The organism is Caulobacter sp. GW821-FHT09A05 (assembly GCF_059418465.1).
This window is the reverse complement of sequence record NZ_JBWKPX010000007.1, coordinates 20,826-46,286: the sequence shown is the minus strand read 5'-3', so window position 1 is coordinate 46,286 and position 25,461 is coordinate 20,826. Positions and strand designations below refer to the sequence as shown.

Sequence of the window (25,461 nt, the reverse complement as noted above, 5' to 3'; positions counted from 1 at the left end):
GGACCGCCGACGAGATCGCGCCGTTTCTCGCCACACGGCGGAGGCGTCGCGCGTTGATGCGCCGGGGCGCTTCACCGTCGGCTGAAGCCGGGAGGCGGGGAGGGCGACGCTTCGAAGGGGGGCTCGGCGCGCCAACGCCGATAGGCGCTCCCGCCCTCAGTCCTCGCGCTTGGCGCCGTCCAGGTCGCGTTGCAGCCTGTCGGCCCGCGCCGCGTCCAGGGCCTTGTCGGCCTTGGTGCGGCCGAACCTGGCGCGGTTCTCGGCGGCCTTGGCCTTGGCGTCCGTCTTGGCCTTGGCCTTGCGGGCCTGGTTCAGGTTGAGGATCTCGGCCATCGCCTAGCCCTTCTTCTTCGGTCCAGCGGGAGGCGGCGTCGCCGGCCGCAGGATCAGCGTTGACTGCAGGCGCAGGGTCTGGCCCTTCTTCAGCACGAATGGCGCCCGTCCGGGAAAGACGCAGTTCTGCATCGACAGTCCCCGGCGCAGGATCCAGCGGGTGATCGGCGCGCCGTTGGCCTTGCAGGCCAGGCCGACGGTCCAGGCCGGCGAGCCGCCGCCGGGGAGCCAGGCGAAGCCCATGGCCTTGCCGGCCTCGACGGGGCCGACGGCCGGGGTCACGATCTTGCCGCCGGAGCCGAAGGTCAGGCGGTCGGGCTTGACCAGCCGCACCGAGAAGCCGCCATAACCCTTCTCGTCGTCGCTGCCGCCCAGGGCCAGGGTGTCCGACCGCGCGGTGATCACCGTGTCGAAGTCGATGCGCCGCGCGCCGGCCTTCAGGGGATAGACGCGGACCTTGGTGGTCTCGCGCGCCACATAGTTCACCTCGGGGTTCACCGCGGGCGCGGAATTGACGATCCAGTCGGCGTTGACCACCAGGGTCCCGCCGCCGGCGCTGTCGCCCTTGAAGCGCTTCTCGCGGACATGGAAGGTCAGGCCCTTCATGAACCAGCCGTCGGCGACCGCCTTGCCGTCGACCAGCACCTGGTGCCAGCTCCAGAACGCCCCGCGCTGGTGCAGGTGGTCGGCGGGGCGATCCTCGGTCAGCACCGCGCCGTCGGGCGCCCAGATCGGGTGGACGTAGTTCAGGCGGCCGGCCTCGCGCGCATCGGCCGGAGCGGTGCGATAGAACAGGACGCTCTTGCCGCCGTCGGTGATCGTGACGCCGTCTTCGGCGAACACCGCATCGACCCGGGGCAGGGGCACGGGGGGTGGAGGCGCGGCGGACGTCGCCGCCGAGGCCTCGGCGGCCGGCTGGGCGACGGCCGCGGTTTCCGCCTGCGTTCCGGTCGGTCCGGTCGAGGCCGCTCCCGTCGAGGCCACGCCCGTCGAGGTTTGGGCGCCGGTCAGCACGATCAGGGCGGCGGCAAGCGAGATCATCGGTGTTTTCCCTCCGGCGGTCGCCGAGTGTTAGCCAGAATCCCGACGCCGGCAAAATCGCAACCTTGGCTAGAACGTAAAGCGAACGCGCGCCGGCCGCAAGGCTCCTGGAAACTGCGCCGCGACCTTGTCCGTTGCCTTCCTGAACGTCCATCAACAGGAGGAACACCATGATCGACGCTTCGCAAATCCGCGAGCACCTGGAAGTGGTCGGCTCGGACGGCGGTCATGTCGGCCGGGTGGATCACGTGGTCGGCGGCGAGATCGAACTGGCCAAGCTGGACCTGGGTGGCGGCCTCAAGCACCACCTGATCCCGATCACCTGGGTCGACCATGTCGACGACGACGGCGTGCACCTGAACCTGACCCAGGACGACGCCAAGGCGCGCTGGCGCGAGAAGCACTGAACCTCGCCGCGGCGGCCCGTCGCGCCGGTTGACAGCTTCGCCGTGCTGACCGATCCCTCGCCCGCCAAAAGGTGAGGGATCGCGCATGTACCAGCTCCACTACAGCCCCAGCACGGCCAGCCTGGCGGTTCACTGGATGCTGATCGAGATCGGCGTCCCGTTCGAGCTGGTCCTGACCGACATCACGACCGGCGCCCACAAGACCCCCGACTATCTGAAGCTCAATCCCAGCGGGGTGGTGCCCACCCTGATCGTCGACGGCGCGCCGGTGCTGGAGAGCACGGCGATCCTGATGCTGCTGGCCGAGCGCCACCCCGACAAGGGCCTGGCGCCGGCGGCCGGGACGCCCGAGCGCGCCGCCTATTTCCAGTGGATGGTCTATCTGGCCAACGCCCTGCTGCCCGGCTTCCGCGCCTGGTACTATCCGCACGAGCCGGCCGGCGAGACCAGCGCCGAAGCCGCCCAGGCGGCGGCCCAGGCGCGGATCGAGGCCGTCTGGGACCGCGTCGACGCCCAGCTGGCGGCCCAGGGCCCCTGCATGCTGGGCGAGCGGCTGTCGGCGGTGGACTTCCTGGCGACCATGCTGATGCGCTGGTCGAGGAACCTGCCCAAGCAGGCCACCGCGTGGCCCAACATCGCCCGCTACCTGGCGAGGATGCGGGCCATGCCGTCGCTGCGCGAGGTCCATGCGCGCGAGGGGTTGACCGACTGGATCGACGGCTAGGCTTCAGCGCGGCGGCAGGGCTCCGGCGAAGTCGATCACGCACATGTAGCCATAGGCGCGGTGCGGGCCGCAGGCCACGCCGGCCAACTGGTAGCTGGCGGCGAAGATGTTGCGGCGGTGGCCCCGGCCGGGAACGCCGCTGTCGATGATCAGTTGGCGGACGACGTCGCGCGGATCCTCGAACCCATAGGAGATGTTCTCGGCCGAGAGGCCGGCCCAGACGCCCTGGCCGCGCAGCCTCTTGCCCAGGGAGCCGGCCGGGCCGTGGCCGACATCGCCGCGCGGGCCCTGGGCCTGGGCATGCTGGCGGGCCGCGGCGGCGATGCGCCGATCCGGCTCCAGGGGCGGCAGAGAGGCCTGGCGCTCCAGGAAGTCGATCGCCTCCTCGACGGCGGCGGGATCATCGCTCCTGTTCAGCTCACGGCGCAGTTCGTCGGCGTATTCGGCGGGACGGGCGCGGGCGAAGTTGACCTCGTCCAGGACGGCGTCGTCGAGACGGGCGGCCGAGGACGCGGATCGGGCGGCGGGCGCCAGGGCGAGGAACAGCAGGCCGGCGAACGCCGGAGCCAAGGCCATGCGGCCGGAAATGCGCATGCGCGCTCCCAGAATCAGACGCCCCGAGCCTGACCTAGCACGCTCCGGAGAAACGTGCAGTCGCGCGGAATGTCGCGGCCGAAGCCGCTGCGTCCTAGGCCGCCACGGGAGGCAGGGTCGCGACGTGCGGGTGCCGGATCATCACCGTCATGCCGCCGACGGAGGCCACCGTCATGTGGCCATCCAACTGCTTGACCAGGGCGTCGACGATCACCGTCCCCAGGCCGCCGGGCCTGTCCTGGAGCGGTTTGGCGGCCTTGCCGACGCCGTTGTCGCCGACCGTCAGCGTCCACGCCTCATCATCGCTGGCGAAGGTCACCGTGACGCGGGCGTCGTCCTTGAAGACCGGAAACGCGTACTTGACGGCGTTGATCAGGAGTTCGGTGACGATCAGGCCGATGCTGACGGCCTTGTCCGAACCGATGGTGGCATGGTCGGCGACCACCTTCAGGGTGATCGGCTGGCTGTCGCCGACCATCGAGGCCGCCAGGCTGGCGCACAGCTTGGTCAGATAGGGGCCGACCTCGATCAGGTCGACGCCGCCCGAGGCGTGCAGGTGCGATTGCACCTCGGCCACCGAGATCACCCGCTGATGGGCGTCCTTCAGGTGGAAACGGATTTCGTCGGACGTGACGGCCCGGGCCTTGAGCATCAGGATGCTGGCGATGATCTGCAGGCTGTTGGCGACCCGGTGCTGCATCTCCTGCAGCAGCACCTCCTTCTGGTTCAGCAGGTCGCGCGTGCGGGCCAGCAGGCTTTCTTTCTCGCGCTCGATCGCCCGTCGCGCCGTGATGTCGGTGAAGGCCAGCAGGATCGTCGAGTTGGCGCTGGTCTCGTAGATCACCTTGCGGGCGTTCAGCAGCATGACCCGCCGGCCCAGGCCGGGGAAGTCGTGATTGACCTCGAAGCCGTTCATGGTCACGCGCTCGGGGATGATGGTCTCCAGCAGCTCGCGCAGGGCGGGGATGTCCCACTGGCCGTCGCCCAGGGCGAAGAGCGGGCAGTCCACGGTGTGCTCCGGATCGACCTTGAAGGTCTCGTAGAACGACCGGCTGGCGGCCAGCACGGAAAACGCGGAATCGAGCACCAGAAGCGGCTCGTGGATGGTGTCCACGATCGCCTGGGCCAGCGTCTGTGCGTCTTCAATCCCGGGGATCGGACGCGGCATGACGAATGGAATCCGATCCTAGACGCAAGATCGCGGACGGCGACGGATGGGCGCCGATAGCTCTACTCTAGAGCAAGCCACGCGAAATGGGAATCGCGCGACTTGCCTCCGCCAGCGTCCCGGCTCGCGCGAACCCGGCGGACTTTAGCGGCCGCCGCCCGTGATTTCCTTGATCAGCGCCTGGACCGGGGCTTTCCCACCGGCGTTCCAGACGGCCTTCAGATGGGCCAGGGTCTGCTCGGCGGCGCCCTCGAACTTCCAGTCGCAGTCGACGACCTTGCAATTTTCGAACACCGGGGCTTCGCCGCCGGCGAAGGTCAGGCGGCAGTCGCGGAACTCGCAATCGGAAAAGTGCTCGCCGTCCAAAGACACGGTTTCGTGGTTGAAGCTCGTCGAGCTGGGCATGCGCCGTCTTTCATTGATCGTCGGTTGGGGGCTTGGGTGGCGCGGCGTCTTCGGCCGCCTGCTTGGCGGCGGCCTTTTCAGCGGCCTTCTGCGCGGCCTTCTGGGCCTTCAGGCGCTCGCGTTCCTGGCGTTCGAAGGAATAGTTCGGGGTGCGCGCCATGACGATCTCCTGGCCGCGGGACGCGGCGAAAAGGAGCCCTAGCGCGGTTCGGGGTCGACTTACAGCCGTCATCCTCGCCAAAAGGGCGAGAATGACGGCCGCAGCCGCGAAGAATGGCTATTTTACGCTGGCGCAGAAACGCTGGATGCGCGCGCAGGCGTCCTCCAGCACGTCGTTGGCCGTGGCGTAGCTGATGCGGAAGAACGGCGACAGGCCGAACGCCGCGCCGTGGACCACGGCCACGCCCTCGGCCTCCAGCAGCTCGCCGGCGAAATCCTCGTCGGTCGCGATGACCTTGCCCGACGGCGCGGTCTTGCCGATCAGGCCGGCGCAGGAAGGATAGACGTAGAACGCGCCTTCCGGCGTCGGGCAGTGCAGGCCGGTCGCCTGGTTCAGCATCGACACGACCAGGTCGCGCCGCTCCTGGAACAGCTTGGCGTTCGGCTTGATGAAGTCCTGCGGGCCGTTCAGGGCCTCCAGCGCCGCCCATTGCGAGATCGAGCACGGGTTCGAGGTCGTCTGGCTGATCATCTTGCCCATGGCCTTGATCAGCGCTTCGGGCCCGCCGGCGTAGCCGATGCGCCAGCCGGTCATCGAATACCCCTTGGATACGCCGTTCATCGTCAGGGTGCGGTCGTAGAGCTTGGGCTCGACCTGGGCGATGGTGGTGAACTCGAAGTCGTCGAACACCAGGTGCTCGTACATGTCGTCGGTCAGCACCCAGACCTGCGGATGGCGCAGCAGGACGTCGGCGATGGCCCGCAGCTCGGCGCGGGTGTAGGCGCCGCCCGACGGGTTGGACGGGCTGTTGATGATCAGCCACTTGGTCTTCGGCGTGATCGCCGCTTCCAGGGCTTCCGGCGTGATCTTGAAGCCGCTCTGCGCGGTGGTCTCGACCGACACCGGCGTGCCGCCGGCCAGCAGGGTCATGTCGGGATACGACACCCAGTACGGGGCGGGGATGATGACTTCGTCGCCGGGATTCAGGGTGGCGACCAGGGCGTTGTAGATCACCGGCTTGCCGCCCGGGGCGACGTGGATCTGGGCCGGCTTGTAGTCCAGGCCGTTCTCGCGCTTGAACTTGGCGCAGATGGCGGCCTTCAGCTCGGGCATGCCGTCCGGATCGGTGTACTTGGTCTTGCCGGCCTTGATGGCGGCGATGGCGGCGTCCTTGATGTTGTCGGGGGTGTCGAAGTCCGGTTCGCCGGCGGAGAGGGCGATCACGTCCCGGCCAGCCGCTTTCAGGGCGCGCGCCTTGGCGCTGATCGCGATGGTGGCGGACGGGGCGATGCGCCGCAGGGCGGCGGACTCGAGCGACATGGTTCAGGACTCCCCTGGGAGGACGTGGACTCGAAAGACCGGTTTCAGGATTGCGGCGGTCTTACGCCCGTGCTTGCCGAGGTGCAACGCAACAAAGACCGCGTCGCGCGGGGTTCTTGCGTCGATGCGGGACGCGCGGTACCGCTATCACCATCGAGACGAGAGGCCGGCCCGCACGACGGACGGCCCCGGGAGGGAACGACCATACCGGCCGCCGACGGCGGCTGGCCGACGCAACGACGTCTCTACGAGGGGGAAACATGACCAAGATCGCCATCCTGGCCGCCGTGGCCGCGCTGAGCCTGCCCATCGTCGCGCCGGTGACGGCCAAGGCCGCCGAGCCCGCTGCGCAGGGCATCATGAAGTATGCGATCAACAAGCCGTCCACGGCCTGGAGCGTCTACGGACCAGGCCAGACCAACGCGCCGGTCAAGGACAAGGCGGTGGTCGGCGGGGCGGGCGTCCGCATCCAGGTCACCACGCCGTCGCCCGACAAGCCGTGGGAAAACAGCGCCGGCCAGGGGGTGGACGGCAAGATCACCAAGGGCGACGTCATCACCATCGCCTTCTGGGCCAAGGCCGAGCCGGTCGATGGCGGGCCGGCCACGGCGAACCTCAGCTCCGTGGGCGTCCAGCAGACGGCCGCGCCGTGGGGCGGCATCGTCGGGGGCAGCGTCGCGGTGACGAGCGGCGAGTGGAAGCTCTATACCGTCAGCGGGCGGGCCAGCATGGACGCCGAGAAGGGCGCGGCGGGTGTCGGCGTGCACCTGGGCAGCGCCAAGCAGACCGTGGTGCTGGGGCCGCTGTTCGTGCTGGATTTCGGTCCCAACTACGATCCGTCGATGGCCAAGTAGAACGGCTCAGCCCATCCCGCGCATGTGCTGGACGAACGCCTCCAGGTGCTTGCCCAGATAGGCCAGGGTCTTGTCGTCGATCACCTGGCCGTTCTGGATCTTGGTGTGGGCCTGGCCGACCAGCATCTCGCTCAGCGGCCAGTATTCGGCCGAGACCTTGCGCAGCGACTGGCGCAGGGCGTCCTGGGCGCGGACCGTGCCGGTGACGCCCGGCGAGGCGCCGAGGATGCAGGCGGTCTTGCCCTGCAGGACCGAGGGGCTGCCGCGCGAGGCCCAGTCGATGGCGTTCTTCAGCACGCCGGTGACCCCGCCATTGTATTCGGGGCAGGCCAGCAGCAGGGCGTCGGCGCCGCGGACGGCGTCCTTCCAGGCGGTGACGGGCGCAGGGTCGCCCTGGTCCTCGATGTCCTGGTTGAACAGCGGCAGGTCGTGCAGGCCGAAGATCTCGATCGTCACGCCCTCGGGCGCGCAGTCCTGGGCGGCGCGCAGCAGGGCGGTGTTGAACGAGGCGGCCCGCAGGCTGCCGGAGACGCCGAGAAGTTTCATGAAAGGCTCCGCCGCTGGAGCGGGGGAACCTAGTCGGCGTCGGCGCCGGGGGAAAGCCGGATCAGGCGGTGAGGGCGGTCCTCATCGGCTTTTCGCCCAGACCGTCCAGCCCGGCTTCGACATGGGCCCACAGGCGCGCCAGGTCGCGGGCGGCCGGACCGCCCGGCTCGAGCTCGGCCACGCAGAGCCCATGCGCCATGGCCGTCTGGAAGGCCTCACGTGCGCGCAGCCCGTGCGGGGCCAGCGGCAGGCCGCAGAACCGCAGGGCGTCCAGGATTTCCGGGAAGGCGACGGGCGCGACGTCCGACCGGCTGGTGTGGGCCTGGTTCAGCACCACCATGCCGCCCTTGCCCAGGCGGCGGACGGCTTCTGCCGTGCGGGCGATCGGGGCCAGGTCCAGGAACGACGGCCGGCCCGCCACCAGGCAGAGATCGGCGATGTTGACCGCCTGGGCGACGTCGGCCTCGGGCATGGCCGGGGTGTCGATGAACAGGTAGTCGACGCCGTCCCGCATCGCGTTGGACTTGGTCATGAACAACTTGCCGGCGGTGATGTCGGCGAGGGCGGGGCCGGGCTCGCGGCGGGCCCTCAGGGCGTCCGAGGCCGACCGCTGCGGATCGATGTCGGCCAGCACCACCTTGCGGCCCTGCAGGAAGGCCGTCAGCGCCAGGTTCACGGCCAGGGTCGTCTTGCCCGACCCGCCTTTCCGAGAAAGCACGGTAATTGTCTTCACGACGTGCACTCTTCGCCCAGACCCGGCGGCCGGTTCCCGCAGCCGCAAGGTCCCCCAAGGTGGGTTAACTGTTATGGTCAAGGTATGAACAGAACTTCAACTTGCCGGACGATTTGACGCCGAAGCCAAATTCACGGAAACCGTTGCGCCGCCTGGGAAAATTCCGGGTCAGCCGGCGCGGGCGTCGCGCCCGCGGCCGTCCAGGGCAAGCAGGCCGGCCACATGGCTCCACAGGCGGTCGACCTCCCGGGCGGCCGGGGCCTGGGCGTCCCATTCGCCGACCGACAGGCCCCGGGCGATCGCCTGCTGGTAGATGGTCCGCGAGCGCAGGCCGACCGGTGCGATCGGCAGGCCGCAGAAACGCAGCGCCTCGACCGCCTGCTGCACGCTGGCGGGCTCGAAGCCGCCGCGCTTGGACGGCGCCTGGTTCAGCACGATCAGCCCCGCCTTGCCCAGCCGACGGACCATTTCGGCCGAACGCGCCACCGAGGCGATGTCCAGGAAGGTGGGGCGGCAGACCAGCACGCACAGGTCGGCGGAATTGACCGCCACGGCGACGTCGGCGTCCGGCGCGGCGGGCGTGTCGATCAGCATGACGTCATAGGCGTCGTGCACGGCTTGCGAGCGGGCCTGGAACAGCTTGCCCGCGTTGATCTCGGCCAGGCTGGGGCCGGGCTGGCCGCGGGCCCGCAGGGCGTCGGAAGCCGAGCGCTGCGGATCGATGTCGGCCAGCAGCGTCTTCCAGCCCGCCAGATGGGCGGTGAGGCTCAGATTGACGGCCAGAGTCGTCTTGCCGGCCCCGCCTTTGCGGGAAATCAAAGCCAGGGTCTTCACGTCCGACGCTCTCCCTAACACCCCCGGTCCGCGACCGAAGGCCTGTGGATAACTTAGCCGCCCGTTACGACGGGTTCGCAACTCAAATGTCGTGTTTGGGGAATCTTAACCATGGTTCGCCTCCAGGCGAAGGGAAGCTTGACCACAAAATGAGCGACCGCTGGACGATGGGAGGACGAGACCGCGCTTGACCGCGCCGGGGGCATGGGCGAGGCAGGCGGATGCTTCGTCGCCTGATCGACTTCTTCACCAACATGGACGCCAAGGCCTGGCGAACGGTCGCGGTGTCGTTCGTGCTGTTCGGCGGGGTGGGCGTGGTCTTTCTGTTCGGGGCCCAGCTTCTGGGCCTGAACGGCGAGGTGACGGTCGAGCAGTGGCTGAGCGCCGCCCACGGGCCCTGGGCCCTGCCGGTCGCGGTCAGCGCCTTCGCGGTCCTGGCTTTCATCGGCGTGCCGCAGTTCGTGCTGATCGCCGCGGCGGTGGTCGCCTTCGGGCCCTGGACCGGCTTCGCCTACAGCTGGATCGGCACCCTGGTCTCGTCCCTGGTCGGCTTCTGGCTGGGACGGACCTTCGGCGGGCGGCTGCTGCAGGACCTGGCCGGCGACGGCGTGGCCAAGTTCATGAGGATGATCGGCAGGAACGGTTTCCTGGCCAGCCTGATCGTCCGGCTGGTGCCCTCCGCGCCGTTCATCGTGGTCAACATGGCGGCCGGCGTCACGCCGATGAAGGTGTTCGACTTCGCGGCCGGCACCGCCATCGGCATCATCCCGAAGATCGCCCTGACCGCCTTCGCCGGCAATTCCATCGTCCAGGCGTTGAAGGGCGGCGGCCAGCGGCACATCGTCATGCTGGTGGTGGCCGTGGCGGTCTGGATCGCCGCCGGCCTGGTCGCCCGCGCCTGGCTCAAGAAGCGCGAGACGGCGGACTAGGCGAGGGCGGTTCGCCTCGCTTGGGAAGGCCTTGCGGGCCTTTTGACGCGCCGATCTCCTGATTCCGCGCACGCCTGCTCTCAACCAAGAAGTGTTTTTGGTCGAAAGTTGCTCGTCGTGCGGCTAATTGCGCGATCGACGCAAAATGCTTGCTGGCTTTTGGCCCGCTGTGTAGAAAGCAACTCATGAACGTCGCGCGCCAACTGCTTTCGCTTCGGCTTACCAACCCCTGGGCGCTCTAGGGGCCGCGCTTCGTCGTGGCCGGGCGCGCAGGGGATGACTGAACCCGCCGCCCCGAGGTCAGAACTGGCCCCACGCAGACACCTTCCGACGAGTAGATCCCATGAGCTCCGTATCGCCCGCCGCTTTTGAGAAGCGCGACAACGTCGTCATTTTCGACACCACCATGCGCGACGGCGAGCAGTCGCCCGGCGCGTCGATGTCGCACGACGAAAAGCTGGAACTGGCCAAGATCCTCGAGGAGATGGGGGTCGACGTCATCGAGGCCGGCTTCCCGATCGCTTCGAACGGCGACTTCGAGGCGGTCCGCGAGATCGCCAAGATCGTCAAGAACAGCACCATCGCCGGCCTGTGCCGCGCCCACCAGGTCGACATCGATCGTTGCGCGGAGGCCCTGAAGGGCACGCAGCGCGGCCGCATCCACGTGGTCATCGCCACCAGCGACCTGCACATGAAGCACAAGCTGCAGATGGAGCCGGACGCCGTCATCGACGTGATCGCCCGCTCGGTCGGCCACGCCCGCAACCTGCGCGACGACGTCGAGTGGTCGGCCGAGGACGCCACCCGCAGCGACCGCCAGTTCCTGCGCCGCGCCATCGAGACGGCCATCAAGGCCGGCGCCACGACCATCAACCTGCCCGACACGGTGGGCTACACCTATCCGTCCGAATACGCCGACCTGTTCAGCTGGATGACCCAGAACGTCGAGGGCGCCGACAAGGTGATCTTCTCGACCCACTGCCATAACGACCTGGGCCTGGCCGTGGCCAACAGCCTGGCTGGCGTGCAGGGCGGGGCGCGCCAGATCGAATGCGCGATCAACGGCCTGGGCGAGCGGGCCGGCAACGCGGCGCTGGAAGAGGTCGTTATGGCCCTGAAGGTGCGCGGCGACAAGCTGCCCTACGAGACCAGGATCGACACCACCCACATCACCCGCGCCAGCCGCTACGTCTCGGCCATCACCGGTTTCCCGGTGCAGTACAACAAGGCCATCGTCGGCAAGAACGCCTTCGCGCATGAAAGCGGCATCCACCAGGACGGGATGCTGAAGAACCGCGAGACCTACGAGATCATGACCCCGGAATCGGTCGGCCAGGCGCCGTCCAGCCTGGTCATGGGCAAGCACTCGGGCAGCCACGCCTTCCGCGCCAAGCTGAAGGACCTGGGCTACGAGCTGGGCCAGAACGCCCTGAAGGAGGCCTTCGGTCGCTTCAAGGACCTGGCCGACCGCAAGAAGCACGTCTATGACGACGACATCATCGCCCTGGTCGACGACGCCCTGGCGCGCGGCTCGGAACGCATCCGCGTCCAGCGCCTGCGCGTGGTGGCCGGCACCGACGGCCAGTCGGCCGAGCTGACCCTGGAAGTCGACGGCGAGGTGAAGACCTCGGAGGCCTCGGGCGATGGTCCGGTGGACGCCGTCTTCAACGCCATCCAACAGATCGTGCCGCACAACGCCGCCCTGCGCCTGTTCCAGGTGCATGCGGTGACCGAGGGCACCGACGCCCAGGCCCAGGTCTCGGTCCGCCTCGAGGAGGACGGCCGCATCGCCACGGGCCAGGCCGCCGACACCGACACCCTGACCGCCTCGGCCAAGGCCTATGTGAACGCCCTGAACAACCTCATGGCGCGCAAGGAAAAGGGCCGGCCCGAAGCGGCGATCGCCAGTGGGTTCTAGCGGCTAGGCCGCCGCCCGCCTGGTGAACGGCCGCGTCGCCAGCAGCTCGGCCGACAGGTGCGCCTGGGGTTCGACCTCCAGGCCCAGCGCCCGCAGATCCTCGCACAGCGCCCGGCGCGGCTCCTGGTCCAGGAACGCGCCGGCGTCGATGACCATCGCCCCGCCCGGGCGGAGCATGTTCAACGTCGAGGCCGCCGCGGCCCGGGCGTCGGCCACGGTCGAGCAGCCGACGACCAGCAGCACGTCGCTCTGCTCGTCGGCCGCGCGGCAGGTGGCCCGGCGGGCGGCTTCCACCCGGTCGTAGCCGCGTCGCCACAGCACGCTCATCGCCTCGCCCGCCTCGGGCCCGGTCACCGCCACGAAACACAGCGGGGTGGCCTGGGCCAGGGCGAGCATGCGCCCGAGGGTGCGTTGGATCCCGTCGGTCGGAACGCCAAGCAGGAACTGCGCGGCCTGACGGAACGGATGGGACGACATGGTCGAAACCTCGTGCTGGTCGGATCCCGTCACCGGACGGGCGAACGAACAGGGTGTGCGCCCAAGCGGCCTAAGGCCTCCATTCGGAAAATCGCCGCCTGTGTAAGGGCGGCGTAAGGAACAGTGATGATCTGGATTCCCATCACCATCGCCGCCGCCGCCTTCCAGGTGGCGCGCAACGCCGCCCAGCGCTCGGTGATGGGCGGGGCGGGGCCGTGGGGGGCGACCCTGGTGCGGTTCCTGTTCGGCCTGCCGTTCGCCACCTTGTTCGCCGCCGTCGCGTGGACGGCGACCCCGGAGGCCAGCGCCCACGTGACGCCTGGGTTCTGGCTGGCCTGCGGGGCCGGGGCGGCGCTGCAGATCGCCGCCACCGCCGCCCTGCTGACCGCCATGCACCGCTCGTCCTTCGCCCTGGGCACCGCCCTGCAGCAAAGCGGCCTGCCGTTCGCCCTGGTCTGGGGGGCGCTGCTGTTCGGCGACACGGTTTCGGTGACGACCTGGATTGGCGGACTGGTCGCCACGCTGGGCCTGGCGGCCCTGACCTGGCCGCGCGACGGGCCGCCGATGCAGCGCGGGGCGGTGCTGGCGGGCCTGGGCTCGGGCGCGGCCTTCGCCTTGAGCGCCAACTGCTTCCGCCAGGCCTCGCTGGTGTTCGACCCCGCTCACCCCGCGGTCTCTGCCCTGGTGACGGTGATGGTGGTCCAGGCCATCCAGGCCGTGGCCCTGGGCGGCTTCCTGGCGATCCGTAATCCCGACGCCCTGGTCGAGGTGGCCAAGGCCTGGCGGCGGTCGCTGGGGGCGGGCTTCTGCGGCGCGGCGGCCTCGGGCCTTTGGTTCACCGCCATGGCGATGAGTCCAGTGGGACCGGTGCGGGCGGTGGGCGTCGTCGAGATGCCGATGGCCGCCATCGCCGGACGCCGCCTGTTCGCCGAACGCCTGACCCCGTCGCAGATGATCTTCGGCCTGATCGCGGCGGTCGGGGTGGCCATGGCGGCGCTCGGCTAGAAAACGCCATGTTTCTGGGATGAAACCCCCCGCGCCGCCGTTCTGCGAAATCAGGTGAGCCAGGGTCTGCAATAGACCTTGAATTCAACGCTTTCGCAGGGCAAACGGGCTTCGTCGGCAGCTTTGTGGCAGTCAGACGACGGCGCGGCAGGGGCCAGCGCTTCCGTCGTGCGGCAGGCGCTCGTCAAAGGGACAAAACCCGCATTTCGCGGGAATCATGTTGTCCTCGTTTGGAATTGAAGTAGGAGCCATCTTTCCCCTTCGCCTTCGTCGGTTCATCGACGCAAACGGCTCCGTTTCGCCTACCCGTCACCTTCTCCTTTCAACGACCCAGCCGCCTCGCCCCCCTATCCCTCAGTCAGGGCTTTCAATGTTTTCTTCCCTCTTCGGCGTCATCTCCAACGACATCGCCATCGACCTGGGCACCGCCAACACCCTGATCTACCAGAAGGGCAAGGGCATCGTGCTGAACGAGCCGTCGGTGGTCGCGTTGCGCAATGTGGGCGGCCGCAAGATCGTCCACGCGGTGGGGATCGAGGCCAAGCAGATGCTGGGCCGCACGCCGGGCCATATGGAAGCCATCCGCCCGATGCGCGACGGGGTCATCGCCGACTTCGAAGTGGCCGAGGAGATGATCAAGTACTTCATCCGCAAGGTTCACAACCGCAAGGGCTTCGTGAACCCGAAGGTGATCGTCTGCGTGCCGTCGGGCGCCACCGCCGTGGAGCGCCGCGCCATCAACGACAGCTGCCTGAACGCCGGCGCCCGCCGCGTCGGCCTGATCGACGAGCCGATGGCCGCCGCGATCGGCGCCGGCCTGCCGATCCATGAGCCGACCGGCTCGATGGTCGTCGACATCGGCGGCGGCACCACCGAGGTGGCCGTGCTGTCGCTGTCGGGCATCGTCTATTCGCGCAGCGTCCGCGTCGGCGGCGACAAGATGGACGAGGCGATCATCAGCTACATGCGTCGCCACCATAACCTGCTGATCGGCGAGACGACCGCCGAGCGCATCAAGAAGGAAATCGGCACCGCCCGCGCCCCGGCCGACGGCGAAGGCCTGTCGATCGACGTCAAGGGCCGCGACCTGATGCAGGGCGTGCCGCGCGAAGTCCGCATCAGCGAGAAGCAGGCCGCCGACGCCCTGGCCGAACCGGTCGGGCAGATCGTCGAGGCCGTGAAGGTGGCCCTGGAAGCCACCCCGCCGGAACTGGCCAGCGACATCGCCGACAAGGGCATCATGCTGACCGGCGGCGGCGCCCTGCTGCGCGGCCTGGACGCCGAGATCCGCGACCACACCGGCCTGCCGGTCACCGTGGCCGACGATCCGCTGTCGTGCGTGGCCCTGGGCTGCGGCAAGGTGCTCGAGCATCCCAAGTGGATGAAGGGCGTTCTTGAATCGACTCTCGCCTAGGCGTCAAACTTAGTCGGACGCCGCGGGGGGCGTCGGGAGAACCAGTTCGTGCCCTTTCGCGAAGGTCCGCTCGGCGACCTGAAAGTGCCGCTTACCTGGACCGCGGCCGTGGCGTTGATCGTCGCGATCGTGATCGCGGTCGCGTTCCTGCTGGCCGATCGGCGCGAGACCCTCCAGCAACAGGCCTACGGCGTCACCCGCCAGACGGTCGACACGGTGTCCAAGCCGGTCAGCGGCGTGATCGCGGCGCCGGGGCGCTGGACCGGCCTGGGCGTCGATTTCGTCAGCAGCTACTTCTTCACGGCGTCGGAGAACCGTCGCCTGAAGGCCGAGCTGAAGGAGATGCGCGGCTATCGCGACATGTACCTGGCCGAGGTGGACAAGAACCAGAGCTATCGCTCGCTGCTGGGCCTGCGCACCGATCCGCCGATCCCGATGGCCGGCGCCCGCGTGGTCGCCGACACCCGCGGCCCGTTCGCCAACACCCGCCTGGCCGACGCCGGTTCGGAGAAGGGCGTGGTGGTCGGCAATCCGGTGATGAACGAGCGCGGCCTGGTCGGTCGCGTGGTCGGCGTCGCCCGCGGGGCCAGCCGCGTGCTGCTGCTGACCGACATCGCGTCGCGCACACCGGTGATGATCGATCGCACCAACGCCCGCGCCATCCTGACGGGCGACGGCGGCCCCAATCCGAAGCTGGAATATCTGCGCGGCGTCGATCCGATCAAGGAAGGCGACCGGGTCGTCACCTCCGGCGACGGCGGCGTGGTGCCGCGCGGCCTGCCCGTGGGCGCGGCCGTCAAGGGCCTGGACGGCCGCTGGCGGGTCGTGCTGTTCGCCGACGACGCGGCCATCGACTATGTCCGCATCCTACTGTTCAAGGACTTCGCCCAGCTGGCCGACCAGAAGGCCCTGCTGACCCGCAGCCTGCCGCCGGTCACCACCGAGGATCCCGACGTCTCGATCCTGGGCCCGGCCGCCACCGCGCCCAAGCCCGCCGCCCAGGCCGGAGCGACGCCGACAGGTTCCGGCGCGACGCCGACCACCCCGACGACGACAACGAACCCGGGCGTGGCGTCGCCCAAGCCGGCCGCCACGACGCCGCCCGCGGCCACCGCGTCGGCGCCCAGGCCCGCGGCCGCCAAACCAGCGGCGCCCAAGCCGACGACGTCGAGGCCGGCGGCGGCCCAGCCCGCCGGCGGGGAGATCTAGGGTGGGCGGCGCGCGGCCTCTGCACCCTGGTCTCTGGCTGGGCGTGCCCGCCCTGCTGTGCGTGCTGGCGACCATCGTCTTCGCCGCGCCGATCCGCATCTACGGCCTGCAGCTGCCCGAGCCGGTGTTCGCCATGGTCCCGGCCTTCGCCTGGGCGCTGATCCGGCCTTCGATCCTGGCGCCGTTCGCCCTGCTGGCGCTGGGCCTGTTCCTGGACGTGTTCTGGGGCGGGCCGACGGGCCTGTGGGGCCTGTCGCTGCTGGTCGCCTACGCCACCGCCCTGGCCGGCCGCAGCATGATGACCGGCCAGAGCCGGCCGATGATGTGGGCTTGGTTCGGCGGGGTCACCGCCGTGGCCATGGCCAGCGGCTTCCTGTTCAGCATGCTGGACAGCCTGGCCATGCCCAGCCTGCTGGCCGTATTCTGGCAGTTCCTGGTGACGACCCTGTTGTTCCCGTTCGCCCACCGGCTGATCGACCGGTTCGAGGACGCGGACGTTCGGTTCCGGTGACGCCATGAGCGAACCGTCCATCATGTTCTTCGAGGTGAACGAGCGGCAGGGGGTGTTCCACCGCCGCGCGTTCCTGATGGGCGGCCTGGCCGGCGGCGGCCTGCTGGCCCTGGGCGGACGCCTGGCCCAGCTGCAGCTGGTCGAGGCCCAGCGCTACCAGAAGCTCTCGGCCGGCAACCAGTTCAACTACCGCCTGACCCCGCCGCCGCGCGGCCTGATCCTGGATCGCAACGGCGTGTCCCTGGCTTCGAACCGGCCGAACTTCCGGCTGATGGTGAGCAAGGATTCCAAGGACTTCGACGTCGAGGCCACCCTCGACGACCTGGCCCAGCTGGTGCCGATCGACGCCGCGCGCCGCGCCCGCCTGGTCAAGGAGATCGCCCGCGCCCCCAAGAAGGCCCCGGTGGCGGTGATGGAGGACATGACCTGGGAGGAGTTCTCCCGCGTCAACATCCGCGCCCCGGAACTGCCCGGCGTGACCGCCGACATGGGCGAGGTGCGGGTCTATCCGTTCGGCGGAGCCTTCGCCCACGTGATCGGCTACGTGGCCAAGGTCTCGGACCGCGATCTGGAGAAGGCCAAGGACGACCCGACCCAGGACCAGGACCTGCTGCACCACCCGGGCTTCCGGATCGGCAAGGCCGGCATCGAGAAGTCCCTCGACCGGGATCTGCGCGGCCGCCCCGGCGCCACCAAGGCCGAGGTCGACGCCCAGGGCCGGGTCGTGCGCCTGGATCCCGAGGGCGACATCCCGGCGACCCCGGGCAAGGAAGTGCGCCTGACCCTGGACGCTGACATCCAGAACCGGGCCCTGGAGGTGATGGGCGACGAGAGCGGCGCCATCGTGGTGATGGACATCCGCAACGGCGACCTGCTGGCCATGGTCTCGGCCCCCAGCTTCGACGCCAACCGCTTCGTCAAGGGCCTGTCCGGGCCGGAGTACAAGGCCCTGGCCGAGTACGAGCGCAAGCCGCTGCTGGACAAGGTGCTGAACGGCACCTTCCCGCCGGGCTCGACCTTCAAGCCGACGGTGGGCCTGGCCGCCCTGACCGCGGGGATCGACCCCGAGGTCCGCGTGAACTGCGGCGGCAGCTGGTACTACGGCGGCCGGACCTGGCGGTGCTGGGAAAAACGCGGCCACGGCTCGCAGAACCTGCACGAGGCGATCAAGAACTCGTGCGACATCTACTTCTACCAGACCTCGCTGAAGATCGGTCCTGACGCGATCGCCAGCGCCGCCCGCGCCATGGGTTTCGGCAGCACGTTCGACATCGGCATTCCGGGCCAGAAGAAGGGCCTGGTGCCGGACCGCGAGTGGAAGAAGCGGGCCTTCAAGAAGAATCCGGCCAACCAGATCTGGTTTCCCGGCGAAACGCCCAGCTACGGCATCGGGCAGGGGGCGCTCAGCGTCAACGCCCTGCAGCTGGCGGTGATGACCTCGCGCCTGGCCAACGGCAAGAAGGCGCTCAATCCGCGCCTGATCAAGTCGGTGGGCGGCGTCGAGCAGCCCAGCGGCGCGGCGGTGCCCGACCTGCCGTTCTCGATGGAGCACCTGGCCTATGTGCGCGGCGGCATGGAGGCGGTGGCCAACGACGTGCGCGGTACCGCCTACCGCCAGAGCCAGCTGGGCCTGGGAGACGTCAAGATGGCCGGCAAGACCGGCACGGCCCAGGTGCGCAGCTACGACAAGGTCGCCAGCCGCAAGAGCGACAGTGTCGCCTGGCGCCTGAAGGACCACAACCTGTTCGTGGCCTTCGCGCCCTATGACGACCCGCGCTACGCCGTGGCCGTCATCATCGAGCACGGCGGCCTGGGCGGCGCCACCGCCGGCGCCCCGCGGGCCCGCGAGGTGATGCGCGTGGCCTTGCTCAAGGACCCCGAGGTCCGGGCTCGTATCGAACGGCCCATGCCCCTGCCCGAGGAACCGGTCGAGGCCGCCCCCGACGGTTCGGTCGAGGGCGCCGCCCCCGATGATCCGACCGTGGGCGCGCCGCCGGCGACTCCCTCGACCCCAACCGTTTCCGCGCCCGCCGCCCCCGGAGCCCCCCGATGACCCTCAGCGGCGGCCTCAGCCGGCCCGGCGAACGCGACCGGCCGATCATCAAGTTCATGGAGATCGACTGGACCCTGTGCCTGGTCCTGTGCCTGATCGCCGGCACCGGGGCGCTGATGCTGTTCTCCATCGCCGGCGCCTCGTGGGAGCCGTGGGCCGACAAGCACCTGCTGCGCTTCGGCATCTATTTCGTGATGATGATCATCCTGGCGATGGTGGACCTGCGCGTCTGGTTCACCATGGCCTATCCGATCTACGGCGTAGCCCTGCTGCTGCTGGTGGCGGTGGAGGCGGTCGGCGACGTGTCGCTGGGCGCCCAGCGCTGGCTGGCCATCGGGCCGCTGCGCTTTCAGCCGTCCGAAATCATGAAGATCGGCGTCGTCCTGGCCCTGGCCCGCTACTATCATGGCCTGTCGGCCGACAGCGCCAGGCTGTCCTGGAAGCTGCTGGTCCCCCTGGCCCTGATCGGCGCGCCGACCCTGCTGGTCGCCCACCAGCCGGACCTGGGCACCGCGGTGCTGATCGCCTTGCCGGGCCTGGCGGTGATGGTGCTGGCCGGCCTGTCGCTGCGGCTGATCATCGCCGGGATCCTGACCGGCCTGGCCGCCCTGCCGCCGTTCATCTTCTTCGTGCTGCACGACTACCAGCGCAACCGGATCCTGACCTTCATGGACCCCGAGAGCGACCCGTCGGGCAACGGCTACCATATCATGCAGTCGAAGATCGCCCTGGGCTCGGGCGGGCTGATGGGCAAGGGCTTCGGCCTGGGCTCGCAGAGCCAGCTGAACTTCCTGCCCGAGAAGCAGACCGACTTCATCTTCGCCACCCTGGCCGAGGAGTTCGGCTTCATCGGCTGCTTCAGCGTGCTGTTCCTGTACGGCGTGGCGATCTTCATGGCCCTGCGCATCGCCTCGATCAGCCACAGCCACTTCGGACGCCTGTCGGCCGCCGGGGTGACGGCGACCTTCGCCCTCTACGTGCTGATCAACGGCGCGATGGTCATGGGCATGGCCCCGGTCGTGGGCGTGCCGATGCCGATGCTGTCGTACGGCGGCACCGTCATGCTGACCGTCATGATCGGTTTCGGCCTGGTCCAGGCCGTGCGGGTGCACCGTTATACGGAAGTGACCAGCGGCAAGGGGTCGCTGATGTAGAGCGGTCTCTTTCCCTCCCCCTTGCGGGGAGGGTGGCCCCGAAGGGGTCGGGTGGGGGAGCCGCTGCAATGATCTGAACGAGGGGACGCCCTGCACCGAACCCCACCCGTCGGCTTTGCCGCCACCCTCCCCGCAAGGGGGAGGGAAGGGCGTTCCCTACTTCCCCTTCAGGGCCCGCCCGGTCACCACCGCTCCGGCTCCGAACTTCCCCCGCAGCCCGTCGATCACCGTCTCGCTCTTCAGGGCCTTGCGCTCGTCGCCGGCGAAAAAGTCGTCGGCCGCGCCCTCGGCGGGAACGAAGTCGGTCAGGCCCGCGCCGATCAGGCGGTAGTGCAGGCCCCGGGGCTCGGCCGCCAGCAGCTCGCGCGCCACCTGGAACAGGGTGCGGGCGGTCTGGGTCGGCACCGCCAGGGTGCGGCGCCGGGTATGGATCTTGAAGTCGGGGGTGCGCAGCTTCAGGGTCGCCACCCGGCCCGCCACCCCGCCGGCCCGGGCCTGGCGGGCGACCTTCTCGCACAGCGGCCACAGCTCGTCCTCGAGGTCCTCGGCCTTGTAGAGGTCGTCGTTGAACGTGGTCTCGGCGCTGATCGTCTTGCGCTCCTGGTCGGGATCAACGACGCGGGTGTCGCGCCCATGGGCCAGGTGGTGCAGCCGCAGGCCGCCCGAGCCCAGCACCTTGACCAGCCACTTGAGGTCGGCGCCGGCGATGTCGCCGACCGTGCGCAGGCCTTCCGAGGCCAGGGCGGCGACGGTGGCGGGGCCGACGCCGGGCAGGATCGACACGGGGCGGGGGGCCAGGAACTCGGCGATCCCGACCGCCCCGATCACCGAGAAGCCGCGCGGCTTGTCCAGCTCCGAGGCGATCTTGGCCAGGAACTTGTTGGGGGCCAGGCCGATCGAGACGGTGATCCGGACCTCGGCCTCGATCTCCTTCTGCACCCGGGCCAGCATCACCGCCGGCGGGGCGCCGTGCAGGCGCTCGGTGCCCGACAGGTCGATCCAGGCCTCGTCCAGGGACAGGGGCTGCACCAGGGGCGTCAGGGCCTCCAGCTTGGCCATGATCCGCCGGCTCTCGTGCTTGTACTTGGCGAAGTTGGGCTTGATGACCACGGCGTCGGGGCACAGCTTCAGCGCCTTGTACATCGGCATGGCCGAGCGCGGGCCGCTCATGCGGGCGATGTAGCAGGCGGTCGTCACCACGCCGCGCTTGCCGCCGCCGACGATCACCGGCTTGTCGCGCAGGCTGGGATCGTCCCGCTTCTCGACCGAGGCGTAGAAGGCGTCGCAGTCCATATGGGCCATGCTGAGCCGGCCCAGCTCCTCGTGGAAGACCACGCGCGGCGACCCGCAGGCCGGGCAACGTGAGACCTTGGCCTCGCCCGTCGCCAGGCAATCGCGGCAGAGGGCCTTCATGGGAACAGCTTGCGCTCGATGGCCGTCTTCAGGTCCGGCCACAGGTCGAACCGGGCGTGCCGCTCGGGATCGGACGGGGCGAGGGGGCGCAGGCGCTCGTCGGCCACCATCTGGAAGCGGTTCACCCACGGCGCGCTCTCGGCCACCGAATCAAGCTGCGGCAGCAGGTCGTCGATGAACACCGACGGCGAGGCCGTGCGCTCGGACAGGTGCGCCGCCGACGGCCCCTTGGGGCCGCTGTTGATCACCAGCGGATAGTCGAAGCCATGGGTCTTCAGCCAGCGGGCGCGGGACTGGCGGCCGTGCTCGGGGGCGTTGGTCAGGATCACCACGTCGGCCCGGGTCGACAGGTCGGCCAGGGCGTCGGCCGCGCCCTCGGTCGGCAGGAGGTCGTCGGCCCCGTCCCGGAAGAAGTCGTCGAACAGGGCCCGGCCCGCGATCAGGTCCAGGTGCTCGGTCTCGCCGGGTCGATAGATGTTCTGGAACAAGGCGAAGCGGTCGACCCGCAGCTCGAATCCGTGGCGCGCGATGAACGTTCCGAAGCCATGCATGAAGCGCGCGAGGACTTCGTCGACATCGACGATGACCAATGGCGTATCAGGGCGCACGGTGCAGGCCTGAAGGTCGGAAAAACGGAGTTCCATGATCTGCGGTCGGCCGAGGTAAACGCGATTAGCGCGGGCTTAAGGATATTCGTGCGATCTGGAATACAGAAGCGACGCGAATCCCTCATGCATCGCCACGGACCGGAATGGTCGGGGTCAGGATGACGAAGAAGGTCCTCATCGTCGAGGATAACGAGCTGAACATGAAACTCTTTCATGACCTGCTCGAAGCCCAGGGCTATGAGACCCTGCAGACCCGCGAGGGCCTGCAGGCGTTGTCGATCGCCCGCGAGCACCGTCCGGACCTGATCCTGATGGACATCCAGCTGCCCGAGATCTCCGGCCTCGAAGTCACCAAGTGGCTGAAGGAGGACGACGATCTGTCACATATCCCCGTCGTCGCCGTTACGGCATTTGCCATGAAGGGCGACGAGGAGCGGATTCGCGAAGGCGGCTGCGAAGCCTATATCTCAAAGCCCATCTCGGTGTCGCACTTCCTGGACACCATTCGCCGGTTGCTGGAGAGGTAGGCCCGTGAGCGCGCGCATCCTGGTCGTCGACGATATCGAGGCCAATGTCCGCCTGCTCGAGGCCAAGCTGTCGGCCGAATATTACCAGGTCTCCGTCGCCTATGACGGTCCCACCGCCCTGGCCCTGGCGGCGGACGAACTGCCCGACGTCATCCTGCTGGACGTGATGATGCCCGGCATGGACGGCTTCACGGTCTGCAGGAAGCTCAAGGAAGACCCCGCCACCCGCCACATTCCCGTCGTGCTGGTCACGGCCCTGGACGGCCGCGCCGACCGCATCCAGGGTCTGGAGGCCGGCGCCTCGGACTTCCTGACCAAGCCGATCGACGACGTCATGCTGTTCGCCCGCGTGCGTAGCCTGACCCGGTTCAAGCTGGTGATCGACGAACTGCGCCAGCGCGAGGCCTCGGGCCGGCGCATGGGCGTGATCGCCGGCGCCGCCTCGCGCCTGGACGGCCTGGGCGGTCGGGTACTGATCGTCGACGACAACGAGCGCCAGGCCCAGCGCGTGGCCGCCGAGCTGGCGGTCGAGCATCGCCCGGTCATCGAATCCGATCCGGTGAAGGCCCAGATCAGCGCCGGCGGTCCGGTCGATCTCGTCATCATCAACGCCGCCGCCAAGGGCTTCGACGGCCTGCGCTTCGCCGCCAGCCTGCGCTCGGACGAGCGCACCCGCCATTTGCCGGTCCTGGCCATGGTCGATCCCGACGAGCGCCCGCGCATCGTCAAGGCGCTGGAGATCGGCATCAACGACATCCTGCCCCGGCCGATCGATCCGCAGGAGCTGGCCGCCCGGGTCAAGACCCAGATCCAGCGCAAGCGCTATACAGATTACCTGCGCCAGAACCTCGACCACAGCCTGGAACTGGCGGTCACCGACCAGCTCACCGGCCTGCACAACCGCCGCTACATGGCCGGGCAGCTCGACTCGCTGGTCAAGCGTGCGGGGCTGGGCGGCGACCCGGTCGCGGCCCTGCTGATCGACATCGACCACTTCAAGAAGATCAACGACGGCTTCGGACACGACGTCGGCGACGAGGTGCTGCGCGAGTTCGCCCTGCGCCTGGCCTCCAATGTCCGCGCCATCGACCTGCCTTGCCGCTATGGCGGCGAGGAGTTCACGGTGATCATGCCCGATACCCAGATGGCCGACGCCCTGCGCATCGCCGAGCGGATCCGCATGCACGTCTCGGGCTCGCCGTTCCGCGTCGCCCATGGCAGCGAGCTGCTGACCGTGACCATCTCGATCGGCGTCTCGGCCACCAGCGGGGCGGAGGACACCCCCGAGACCCTGCTCAAGCGCGCCGACGAGGCGGTGTACGAGGCCAAGAAGTCGGGCCGCAACGCGGTGGTGGGCAAGGCGGCCTAGGCGCTGCTCTCCCCAAGTTCTTCAAGCCATTCGTTGTCATCCCGGAAGCCCCGCAGGGGCTGTCCGGGACCCAGGTGACTGGGCAGAAGCGGTGCGATCCCTCTGGGTCCCGGACAAGCGCTGCGCGCCTTCCGGGATGACAACAACCGGGGCGCCGGCGCCTAGCGCCTTGCAACCACCCGGATCTCATAAAGCCGCGGCCACAGCTTGCCGGTGACGATCAGCCGGTCGGCCTTGGCGTCGTAGGCGATGCCGTTCAGCACGTCGGCCCGCGCCCGGTCCTCGACGGGCAGCAGGCCCGTCAGGTCGATCCAGCCCTTCACCTTGCCCGTGGCCGGGTCGATGCGGGCGATGCGGTCGGTCTGCCAGATGTTGGCGTAGATCTCGCCCTTGACCCATTCCAGCTCGTTCAACTGGTCCACCGGCCGGCCCTCGTCGGTGACGGTGATCCCGCCGGTCTCCTTCAGGGTTTCCGGATCCAGGAACCGCAGGCGCGAGGTGCCGTCGCTCATAATGATCCGCCTGTCGTCGCGGGTCAGGGCCCAGCCCTCGCCGGGATAGCGGAACTCACCCTTGGTCTCGAAGTCGTCGATTCCGTAGACGAAGCCGATCTGGTTCTTCCAGGTCAGCTGGATCAGCCGGTCCTTCCAGTCGATGATCCCCTCGCCGAAGTACTGGCTGGAGATCGAGCGCTCGTTCTCGACGCCGCCGGTCTCCAGCACGGTCTTGCGGATCGACGAGGCGCCCTCCAGCCCCGTGCTCTCGTACAGGAAGCCGTCGCGCAGGAAGAGGCCCTCGGTGAAGGCGTTGGGATCGTGAGGGTAGGCGCGGACCACCTCATAGCCATAGACCGGCGTGGCGGCGTGGACGCGAGCCAGCGGCGAACCCGCGCCCAGCAGCAGGATGACGGTCAGCCAGAGGCAGGGAAGCGGGAGTCGACGCATGGCCCAGCTAGGCCTTTGCTCGGCGGCGAAAACAAGACGGCCCAAAGAAAAACGCCCGACCTCGCGGCCGGGCGTCTTGTCGCATCACGAAGGGTCGGCAGACCTACTTGATCTTGCCTTCGCGGAATTCGACGTGCTTGCGGATGACCGGATCGTACTTCTTCAGCACCATCTTTTCGGTCTTGGTGCGGGCGTTCTTCTTGGTCACGTAGAAGAAGCCGGTGTCCGCGGTCGAGTTCAGGCGGATCTTGATGGAAGCCGGTTTGGCCATGGTCGAATCCCTGCGATGGTCGCGCAGGTCCCTACGCGGTCGAAATAAGAGGCGCGGAACATACTCACCGGCGGCGCAAAGTCAATTGCCGGTCGCGCATCGTTTGTAGGGGAAATCGATGGCCTTGGTTTGTCCGCCGATCTGGCCCTCGATCCGGCCGGTCATGGCGTCGGGTCCCACCCGGCGATAGATCACCCGTTGGGGAAAGTCGTGGGTGGGATCCTCGAACACCGCTTCGCCGGCCGTCAGGCTCTTCAGCGGGAAGGTCGCCTTGGCCTGGCCCGAGGGCTCGGCGACATAGGCCAGCGAGCCGTCGGCCTCGACGATGCGGACGAACTCGTACTCGCGCAGCTTGCCGTCGCGCACCGTGCGGCCCAGGCCCAGCATCACGCCGCCGCCCGGCGCCATCCACAGTTCCTCGACCACGCTCTTGGGCTTGGCCTGGACCCAGCAGCCCTTCAGCCAGGCCACCTGGTCGATGGTGGCGGGCGGACCGGCCAGGGCGGCGGCGAGGATCAGGGGGAGCATGGGTGACCTCGT

Annotated in this window: 29 protein-coding genes; 13 read left to right on the top strand and 16 right to left on the bottom strand. The window is 68.9% G+C overall.

Features of this window, described 5'->3' with window-relative positions:
- Positions 1-156: 156 nt before the first annotated feature.
- Positions 157-333 (bottom strand): DUF4169 family protein, encoded by a 177-nt coding sequence (locus AC07NX_RS08870; protein WP_145684699.1) that lies wholly within the window; start codon positions 331-333, stop codon positions 157-159.
- A gap of 3 nt (positions 334-336) precedes the next feature.
- Complete coding sequence (locus tag AC07NX_RS08865) at positions 337-1,374, bottom strand: DUF6807 family protein (RefSeq protein WP_494640984.1); 1,038 nt, start codon at positions 1,372-1,374, stop codon at positions 337-339.
- Positions 1,375-1,544: 170 nt separating this feature from the next.
- Between AC07NX_RS08865 and AC07NX_RS08860 the strand changes: the two genes are divergently transcribed.
- Positions 1,545-1,781 carry a DUF2171 domain-containing protein gene (locus AC07NX_RS08860; RefSeq protein ID WP_494640982.1) on the top strand — a complete coding sequence of 79 codons (237 nt, stop codon included), beginning with the start codon at positions 1,545-1,547 and terminating at the stop codon, positions 1,779-1,781.
- A gap of 85 nt (positions 1,782-1,866) precedes the next feature.
- Positions 1,867-2,505 carry a glutathione S-transferase family protein gene (locus AC07NX_RS08855; RefSeq protein WP_494640980.1) on the top strand — a complete coding sequence of 213 codons (639 nt, stop codon included), beginning with the start codon at positions 1,867-1,869 and terminating at the stop codon, positions 2,503-2,505.
- A 3-nt stretch (positions 2,506-2,508) separates the two neighbouring features.
- Here AC07NX_RS08855 and AC07NX_RS08850 read toward each other — a convergent pair whose 3' ends face one another.
- From AC07NX_RS08850 to AC07NX_RS08830, 5 genes are all read right to left on the bottom strand, one after another.
- Positions 2,509-3,099: a CAP domain-containing protein gene (locus AC07NX_RS08850; RefSeq protein ID WP_494640978.1), complete on the bottom strand. Its 591-nt coding sequence runs from the start codon at positions 3,097-3,099 to the stop codon at positions 2,509-2,511.
- A gap of 94 nt (positions 3,100-3,193) precedes the next feature.
- A complete protein-coding gene (locus tag AC07NX_RS08845; protein ID WP_494640976.1) occupies positions 3,194-4,267 on the bottom strand; it encodes a sensor histidine kinase in 1,074 nt (357 codons plus the stop codon).
- Between the two features lie 144 nt (positions 4,268-4,411).
- Entirely contained in the window at positions 4,412-4,672 is a 261-nt protein-coding gene (locus tag AC07NX_RS08840; protein ID WP_035081522.1) for a hypothetical protein, read from the bottom strand.
- 10 nt (positions 4,673-4,682) lie between these two features.
- A complete protein-coding gene (locus tag AC07NX_RS08835) occupies positions 4,683-4,832 on the bottom strand; it encodes a hypothetical protein (RefSeq protein ID WP_099052419.1) in 150 nt (49 codons plus the stop codon).
- A gap of 117 nt (positions 4,833-4,949) precedes the next feature.
- Complete coding sequence (locus AC07NX_RS08830) at positions 4,950-6,152, bottom strand: pyridoxal phosphate-dependent aminotransferase (protein ID WP_494640973.1); 1,203 nt, start codon at positions 6,150-6,152, stop codon at positions 4,950-4,952.
- A 260-nt stretch (positions 6,153-6,412) separates the two neighbouring features.
- On the opposite strand from AC07NX_RS08830, the gene AC07NX_RS08825 reads away from it, so the two are divergent.
- Positions 6,413-7,006: a hypothetical protein gene (locus tag AC07NX_RS08825; protein ID WP_494640971.1), complete on the top strand. Its 594-nt coding sequence runs from the start codon at positions 6,413-6,415 to the stop codon at positions 7,004-7,006.
- A gap of 6 nt (positions 7,007-7,012) precedes the next feature.
- On the opposite strand, the gene AC07NX_RS08820 is transcribed toward AC07NX_RS08825, so the two are convergent.
- The 3 genes from AC07NX_RS08820 to AC07NX_RS08810 form a co-directional block, all read right to left on the bottom strand.
- Positions 7,013-7,552 carry an NADPH-dependent FMN reductase gene (locus tag AC07NX_RS08820; RefSeq protein ID WP_494640969.1) on the bottom strand — a complete coding sequence of 180 codons (540 nt, stop codon included), beginning with the start codon at positions 7,550-7,552 and terminating at the stop codon, positions 7,013-7,015.
- Between the two features lie 61 nt (positions 7,553-7,613).
- Positions 7,614-8,285, bottom strand: a complete 672-nt coding sequence (locus AC07NX_RS08815) for an AAA family ATPase (protein WP_494640967.1) — start codon at positions 8,283-8,285, stop codon at positions 7,614-7,616.
- A 168-nt stretch (positions 8,286-8,453) separates the two neighbouring features.
- Positions 8,454-9,119, bottom strand: a complete 666-nt coding sequence (locus AC07NX_RS08810; protein WP_494640965.1) for an AAA family ATPase — start codon at positions 9,117-9,119, stop codon at positions 8,454-8,456.
- Between the two features lie 221 nt (positions 9,120-9,340).
- Between AC07NX_RS08810 and AC07NX_RS08805 the strand changes: the two genes are divergently transcribed.
- Both AC07NX_RS08805 and AC07NX_RS08800 read left to right on the top strand, forming a co-directional pair.
- A complete protein-coding gene (locus AC07NX_RS08805; protein WP_494640963.1) occupies positions 9,341-10,048 on the top strand; it encodes a TVP38/TMEM64 family protein in 708 nt (235 codons plus the stop codon).
- 343 nt (positions 10,049-10,391) lie between these two features.
- The gene (locus AC07NX_RS08800) at positions 10,392-11,966 is read left to right on the top strand and encodes a 2-isopropylmalate synthase (RefSeq protein ID WP_494640961.1); all 1,575 of its coding nucleotides are present in this window, start codon (positions 10,392-10,394) and stop codon (positions 11,964-11,966) included.
- Positions 11,967-11,969: 3 nt separating this feature from the next.
- Here the strand turns inward: AC07NX_RS08800 and AC07NX_RS08795 are convergent, their stop codons facing one another.
- Positions 11,970-12,443: a hypothetical protein gene (locus AC07NX_RS08795; protein ID WP_494640959.1), complete on the bottom strand. Its 474-nt coding sequence runs from the start codon at positions 12,441-12,443 to the stop codon at positions 11,970-11,972.
- A gap of 126 nt (positions 12,444-12,569) precedes the next feature.
- On the opposite strand from AC07NX_RS08795, the gene AC07NX_RS08790 reads away from it, so the two are divergent.
- From AC07NX_RS08790 to rodA, 6 genes are all read left to right on the top strand, one after another.
- Positions 12,570-13,448 carry a DMT family transporter gene (locus AC07NX_RS08790; protein WP_494640957.1) on the top strand — a complete coding sequence of 293 codons (879 nt, stop codon included), beginning with the start codon at positions 12,570-12,572 and terminating at the stop codon, positions 13,446-13,448.
- Between the two features lie 370 nt (positions 13,449-13,818).
- Entirely contained in the window at positions 13,819-14,862 is a 1,044-nt protein-coding gene (locus AC07NX_RS08785) for a rod shape-determining protein (protein WP_056761599.1), read from the top strand.
- A 48-nt stretch (positions 14,863-14,910) separates the two neighbouring features.
- The gene (gene mreC, locus AC07NX_RS08780; RefSeq protein WP_494640954.1) at positions 14,911-16,071 is read left to right on the top strand and encodes a rod shape-determining protein MreC; all 1,161 of its coding nucleotides are present in this window, start codon (positions 14,911-14,913) and stop codon (positions 16,069-16,071) included.
- A gap of 1 nt (position 16,072) precedes the next feature.
- Complete coding sequence (locus AC07NX_RS08775) at positions 16,073-16,582, top strand: hypothetical protein (RefSeq protein ID WP_494640952.1); 510 nt, start codon at positions 16,073-16,075, stop codon at positions 16,580-16,582.
- Between the two features lie 4 nt (positions 16,583-16,586).
- A complete protein-coding gene (mrdA, locus tag AC07NX_RS08770; protein ID WP_494640950.1) occupies positions 16,587-18,635 on the top strand; it encodes a penicillin-binding protein 2 in 2,049 nt (682 codons plus the stop codon).
- A complete protein-coding gene (gene rodA / locus AC07NX_RS08765; protein ID WP_494640948.1) occupies positions 18,632-19,789 on the top strand; it encodes a rod shape-determining protein RodA in 1,158 nt (385 codons plus the stop codon). Before mrdA ends, rodA begins: the two co-directional genes overlap by 4 nt.
- Before the next feature lie 156 nt (positions 19,790-19,945).
- On the opposite strand, the gene AC07NX_RS08760 is transcribed toward rodA, so the two are convergent.
- Both AC07NX_RS08760 and AC07NX_RS08755 read right to left on the bottom strand, forming a co-directional pair.
- Complete coding sequence (locus AC07NX_RS08760) at positions 19,946-21,202, bottom strand: DNA polymerase IV (RefSeq protein WP_494640946.1); 1,257 nt, start codon at positions 21,200-21,202, stop codon at positions 19,946-19,948.
- Complete coding sequence (locus AC07NX_RS08755; RefSeq protein WP_494640944.1) at positions 21,199-21,846, bottom strand: hypothetical protein; 648 nt, start codon at positions 21,844-21,846, stop codon at positions 21,199-21,201. The genes AC07NX_RS08760 and AC07NX_RS08755 overlap by 4 nt, the downstream gene beginning before the upstream one ends.
- 122 nt (positions 21,847-21,968) lie before the next feature.
- On the opposite strand from AC07NX_RS08755, the gene divK reads away from it, so the two are divergent.
- Together divK and AC07NX_RS08745 are read left to right on the top strand one after the other, a co-directional pair.
- Entirely contained in the window at positions 21,969-22,337 is a 369-nt protein-coding gene (gene divK, locus AC07NX_RS08750; protein ID WP_029916211.1) for a cell-cycle response regulator DivK, read from the top strand.
- Positions 22,338-22,341: 4 nt separating this feature from the next.
- Positions 22,342-23,706, top strand: a complete 1,365-nt coding sequence (locus tag AC07NX_RS08745) for a PleD family two-component system response regulator (RefSeq protein WP_494640941.1) — start codon at positions 22,342-22,344, stop codon at positions 23,704-23,706.
- Positions 23,707-23,867: 161 nt separating this feature from the next.
- On the opposite strand, the gene AC07NX_RS08740 is transcribed toward AC07NX_RS08745, so the two are convergent.
- From AC07NX_RS08740 to AC07NX_RS08730, 3 genes are all read right to left on the bottom strand, one after another.
- On the bottom strand, positions 23,868-24,650 hold the full coding sequence (locus AC07NX_RS08740; protein WP_494640939.1) for a glutaminyl-peptide cyclotransferase: 783 nt from the start codon (positions 24,648-24,650) through the stop codon (positions 23,868-23,870).
- A 103-nt stretch (positions 24,651-24,753) separates the two neighbouring features.
- Entirely contained in the window at positions 24,754-24,921 is a 168-nt protein-coding gene (rpmG, locus tag AC07NX_RS08735) for a 50S ribosomal protein L33 (protein WP_010920317.1), read from the bottom strand.
- Between the two features lie 81 nt (positions 24,922-25,002).
- Positions 25,003-25,449, bottom strand: a complete 447-nt coding sequence (locus AC07NX_RS08730; RefSeq protein ID WP_494640936.1) for a DUF6265 family protein — start codon at positions 25,447-25,449, stop codon at positions 25,003-25,005.
- Positions 25,450-25,461 lie beyond the last annotated feature (12 nt).

Coding starts and splice junctions, on each gene's coding strand:
- AC07NX_RS08870 (WP_145684699.1), bottom strand. CDS start 333: ATGGCCGAGATCCTCAACCTGAACCAGGCCCGCAAGGCCAAGGCCAAG.
- AC07NX_RS08865 (WP_494640984.1), bottom strand. CDS start 1,374: ATGATCTCGCTTGCCGCCGCCCTGATCGTGCTGACCGGCGCCCAAACC.
- AC07NX_RS08860 (WP_494640982.1), top strand. CDS start 1,545: ATGATCGACGCTTCGCAAATCCGCGAGCACCTGGAAGTGGTCGGCTCG.
- AC07NX_RS08855 (WP_494640980.1), top strand. CDS start 1,867: ATGTACCAGCTCCACTACAGCCCCAGCACGGCCAGCCTGGCGGTTCAC.
- AC07NX_RS08850 (WP_494640978.1), bottom strand. CDS start 3,099: ATGCGCATTTCCGGCCGCATGGCCTTGGCTCCGGCGTTCGCCGGCCTG.
- AC07NX_RS08845 (WP_494640976.1), bottom strand. CDS start 4,267: ATGCCGCGTCCGATCCCCGGGATTGAAGACGCACAGACGCTGGCCCAG.
- AC07NX_RS08840 (WP_035081522.1), bottom strand. CDS start 4,672: ATGCCCAGCTCGACGAGCTTCAACCACGAAACCGTGTCTTTGGACGGC.
- AC07NX_RS08835 (WP_099052419.1), bottom strand. CDS start 4,832: ATGGCGCGCACCCCGAACTATTCCTTCGAACGCCAGGAACGCGAGCGC.
- AC07NX_RS08830 (WP_494640973.1), bottom strand. CDS start 6,152: ATGTCGCTCGAGTCCGCCGCCCTGCGGCGCATCGCCCCGTCCGCCACC.
- AC07NX_RS08825 (WP_494640971.1), top strand. CDS start 6,413: ATGACCAAGATCGCCATCCTGGCCGCCGTGGCCGCGCTGAGCCTGCCC.
- AC07NX_RS08820 (WP_494640969.1), bottom strand. CDS start 7,552: ATGAAACTTCTCGGCGTCTCCGGCAGCCTGCGGGCCGCCTCGTTCAAC.
- AC07NX_RS08805 (WP_494640963.1), top strand. CDS start 9,341: ATGCTTCGTCGCCTGATCGACTTCTTCACCAACATGGACGCCAAGGCC.
- AC07NX_RS08800 (WP_494640961.1), top strand. CDS start 10,392: ATGAGCTCCGTATCGCCCGCCGCTTTTGAGAAGCGCGACAACGTCGTC.
- AC07NX_RS08795 (WP_494640959.1), bottom strand. CDS start 12,443: ATGTCGTCCCATCCGTTCCGTCAGGCCGCGCAGTTCCTGCTTGGCGTT.
- AC07NX_RS08790 (WP_494640957.1), top strand. CDS start 12,570: ATGATCTGGATTCCCATCACCATCGCCGCCGCCGCCTTCCAGGTGGCG.
- AC07NX_RS08785 (WP_056761599.1), top strand. CDS start 13,819: ATGTTTTCTTCCCTCTTCGGCGTCATCTCCAACGACATCGCCATCGAC.
- mrdA (WP_494640950.1), top strand. CDS start 16,587: ATGAGCGAACCGTCCATCATGTTCTTCGAGGTGAACGAGCGGCAGGGG.
- rodA (WP_494640948.1), top strand. CDS start 18,632: ATGACCCTCAGCGGCGGCCTCAGCCGGCCCGGCGAACGCGACCGGCCG.
- AC07NX_RS08760 (WP_494640946.1), bottom strand. CDS start 21,202: ATGAAGGCCCTCTGCCGCGATTGCCTGGCGACGGGCGAGGCCAAGGTC.
- AC07NX_RS08755 (WP_494640944.1), bottom strand. CDS start 21,846: ATGGAACTCCGTTTTTCCGACCTTCAGGCCTGCACCGTGCGCCCTGAT.
- divK (WP_029916211.1), top strand. CDS start 21,969: ATGACGAAGAAGGTCCTCATCGTCGAGGATAACGAGCTGAACATGAAA.
- AC07NX_RS08740 (WP_494640939.1), bottom strand. CDS start 24,650: ATGCGTCGACTCCCGCTTCCCTGCCTCTGGCTGACCGTCATCCTGCTG.
- rpmG (WP_010920317.1), bottom strand. CDS start 24,921: ATGGCCAAACCGGCTTCCATCAAGATCCGCCTGAACTCGACCGCGGAC.
- AC07NX_RS08730 (WP_494640936.1), bottom strand. CDS start 25,449: ATGCTCCCCCTGATCCTCGCCGCCGCCCTGGCCGGTCCGCCCGCCACC.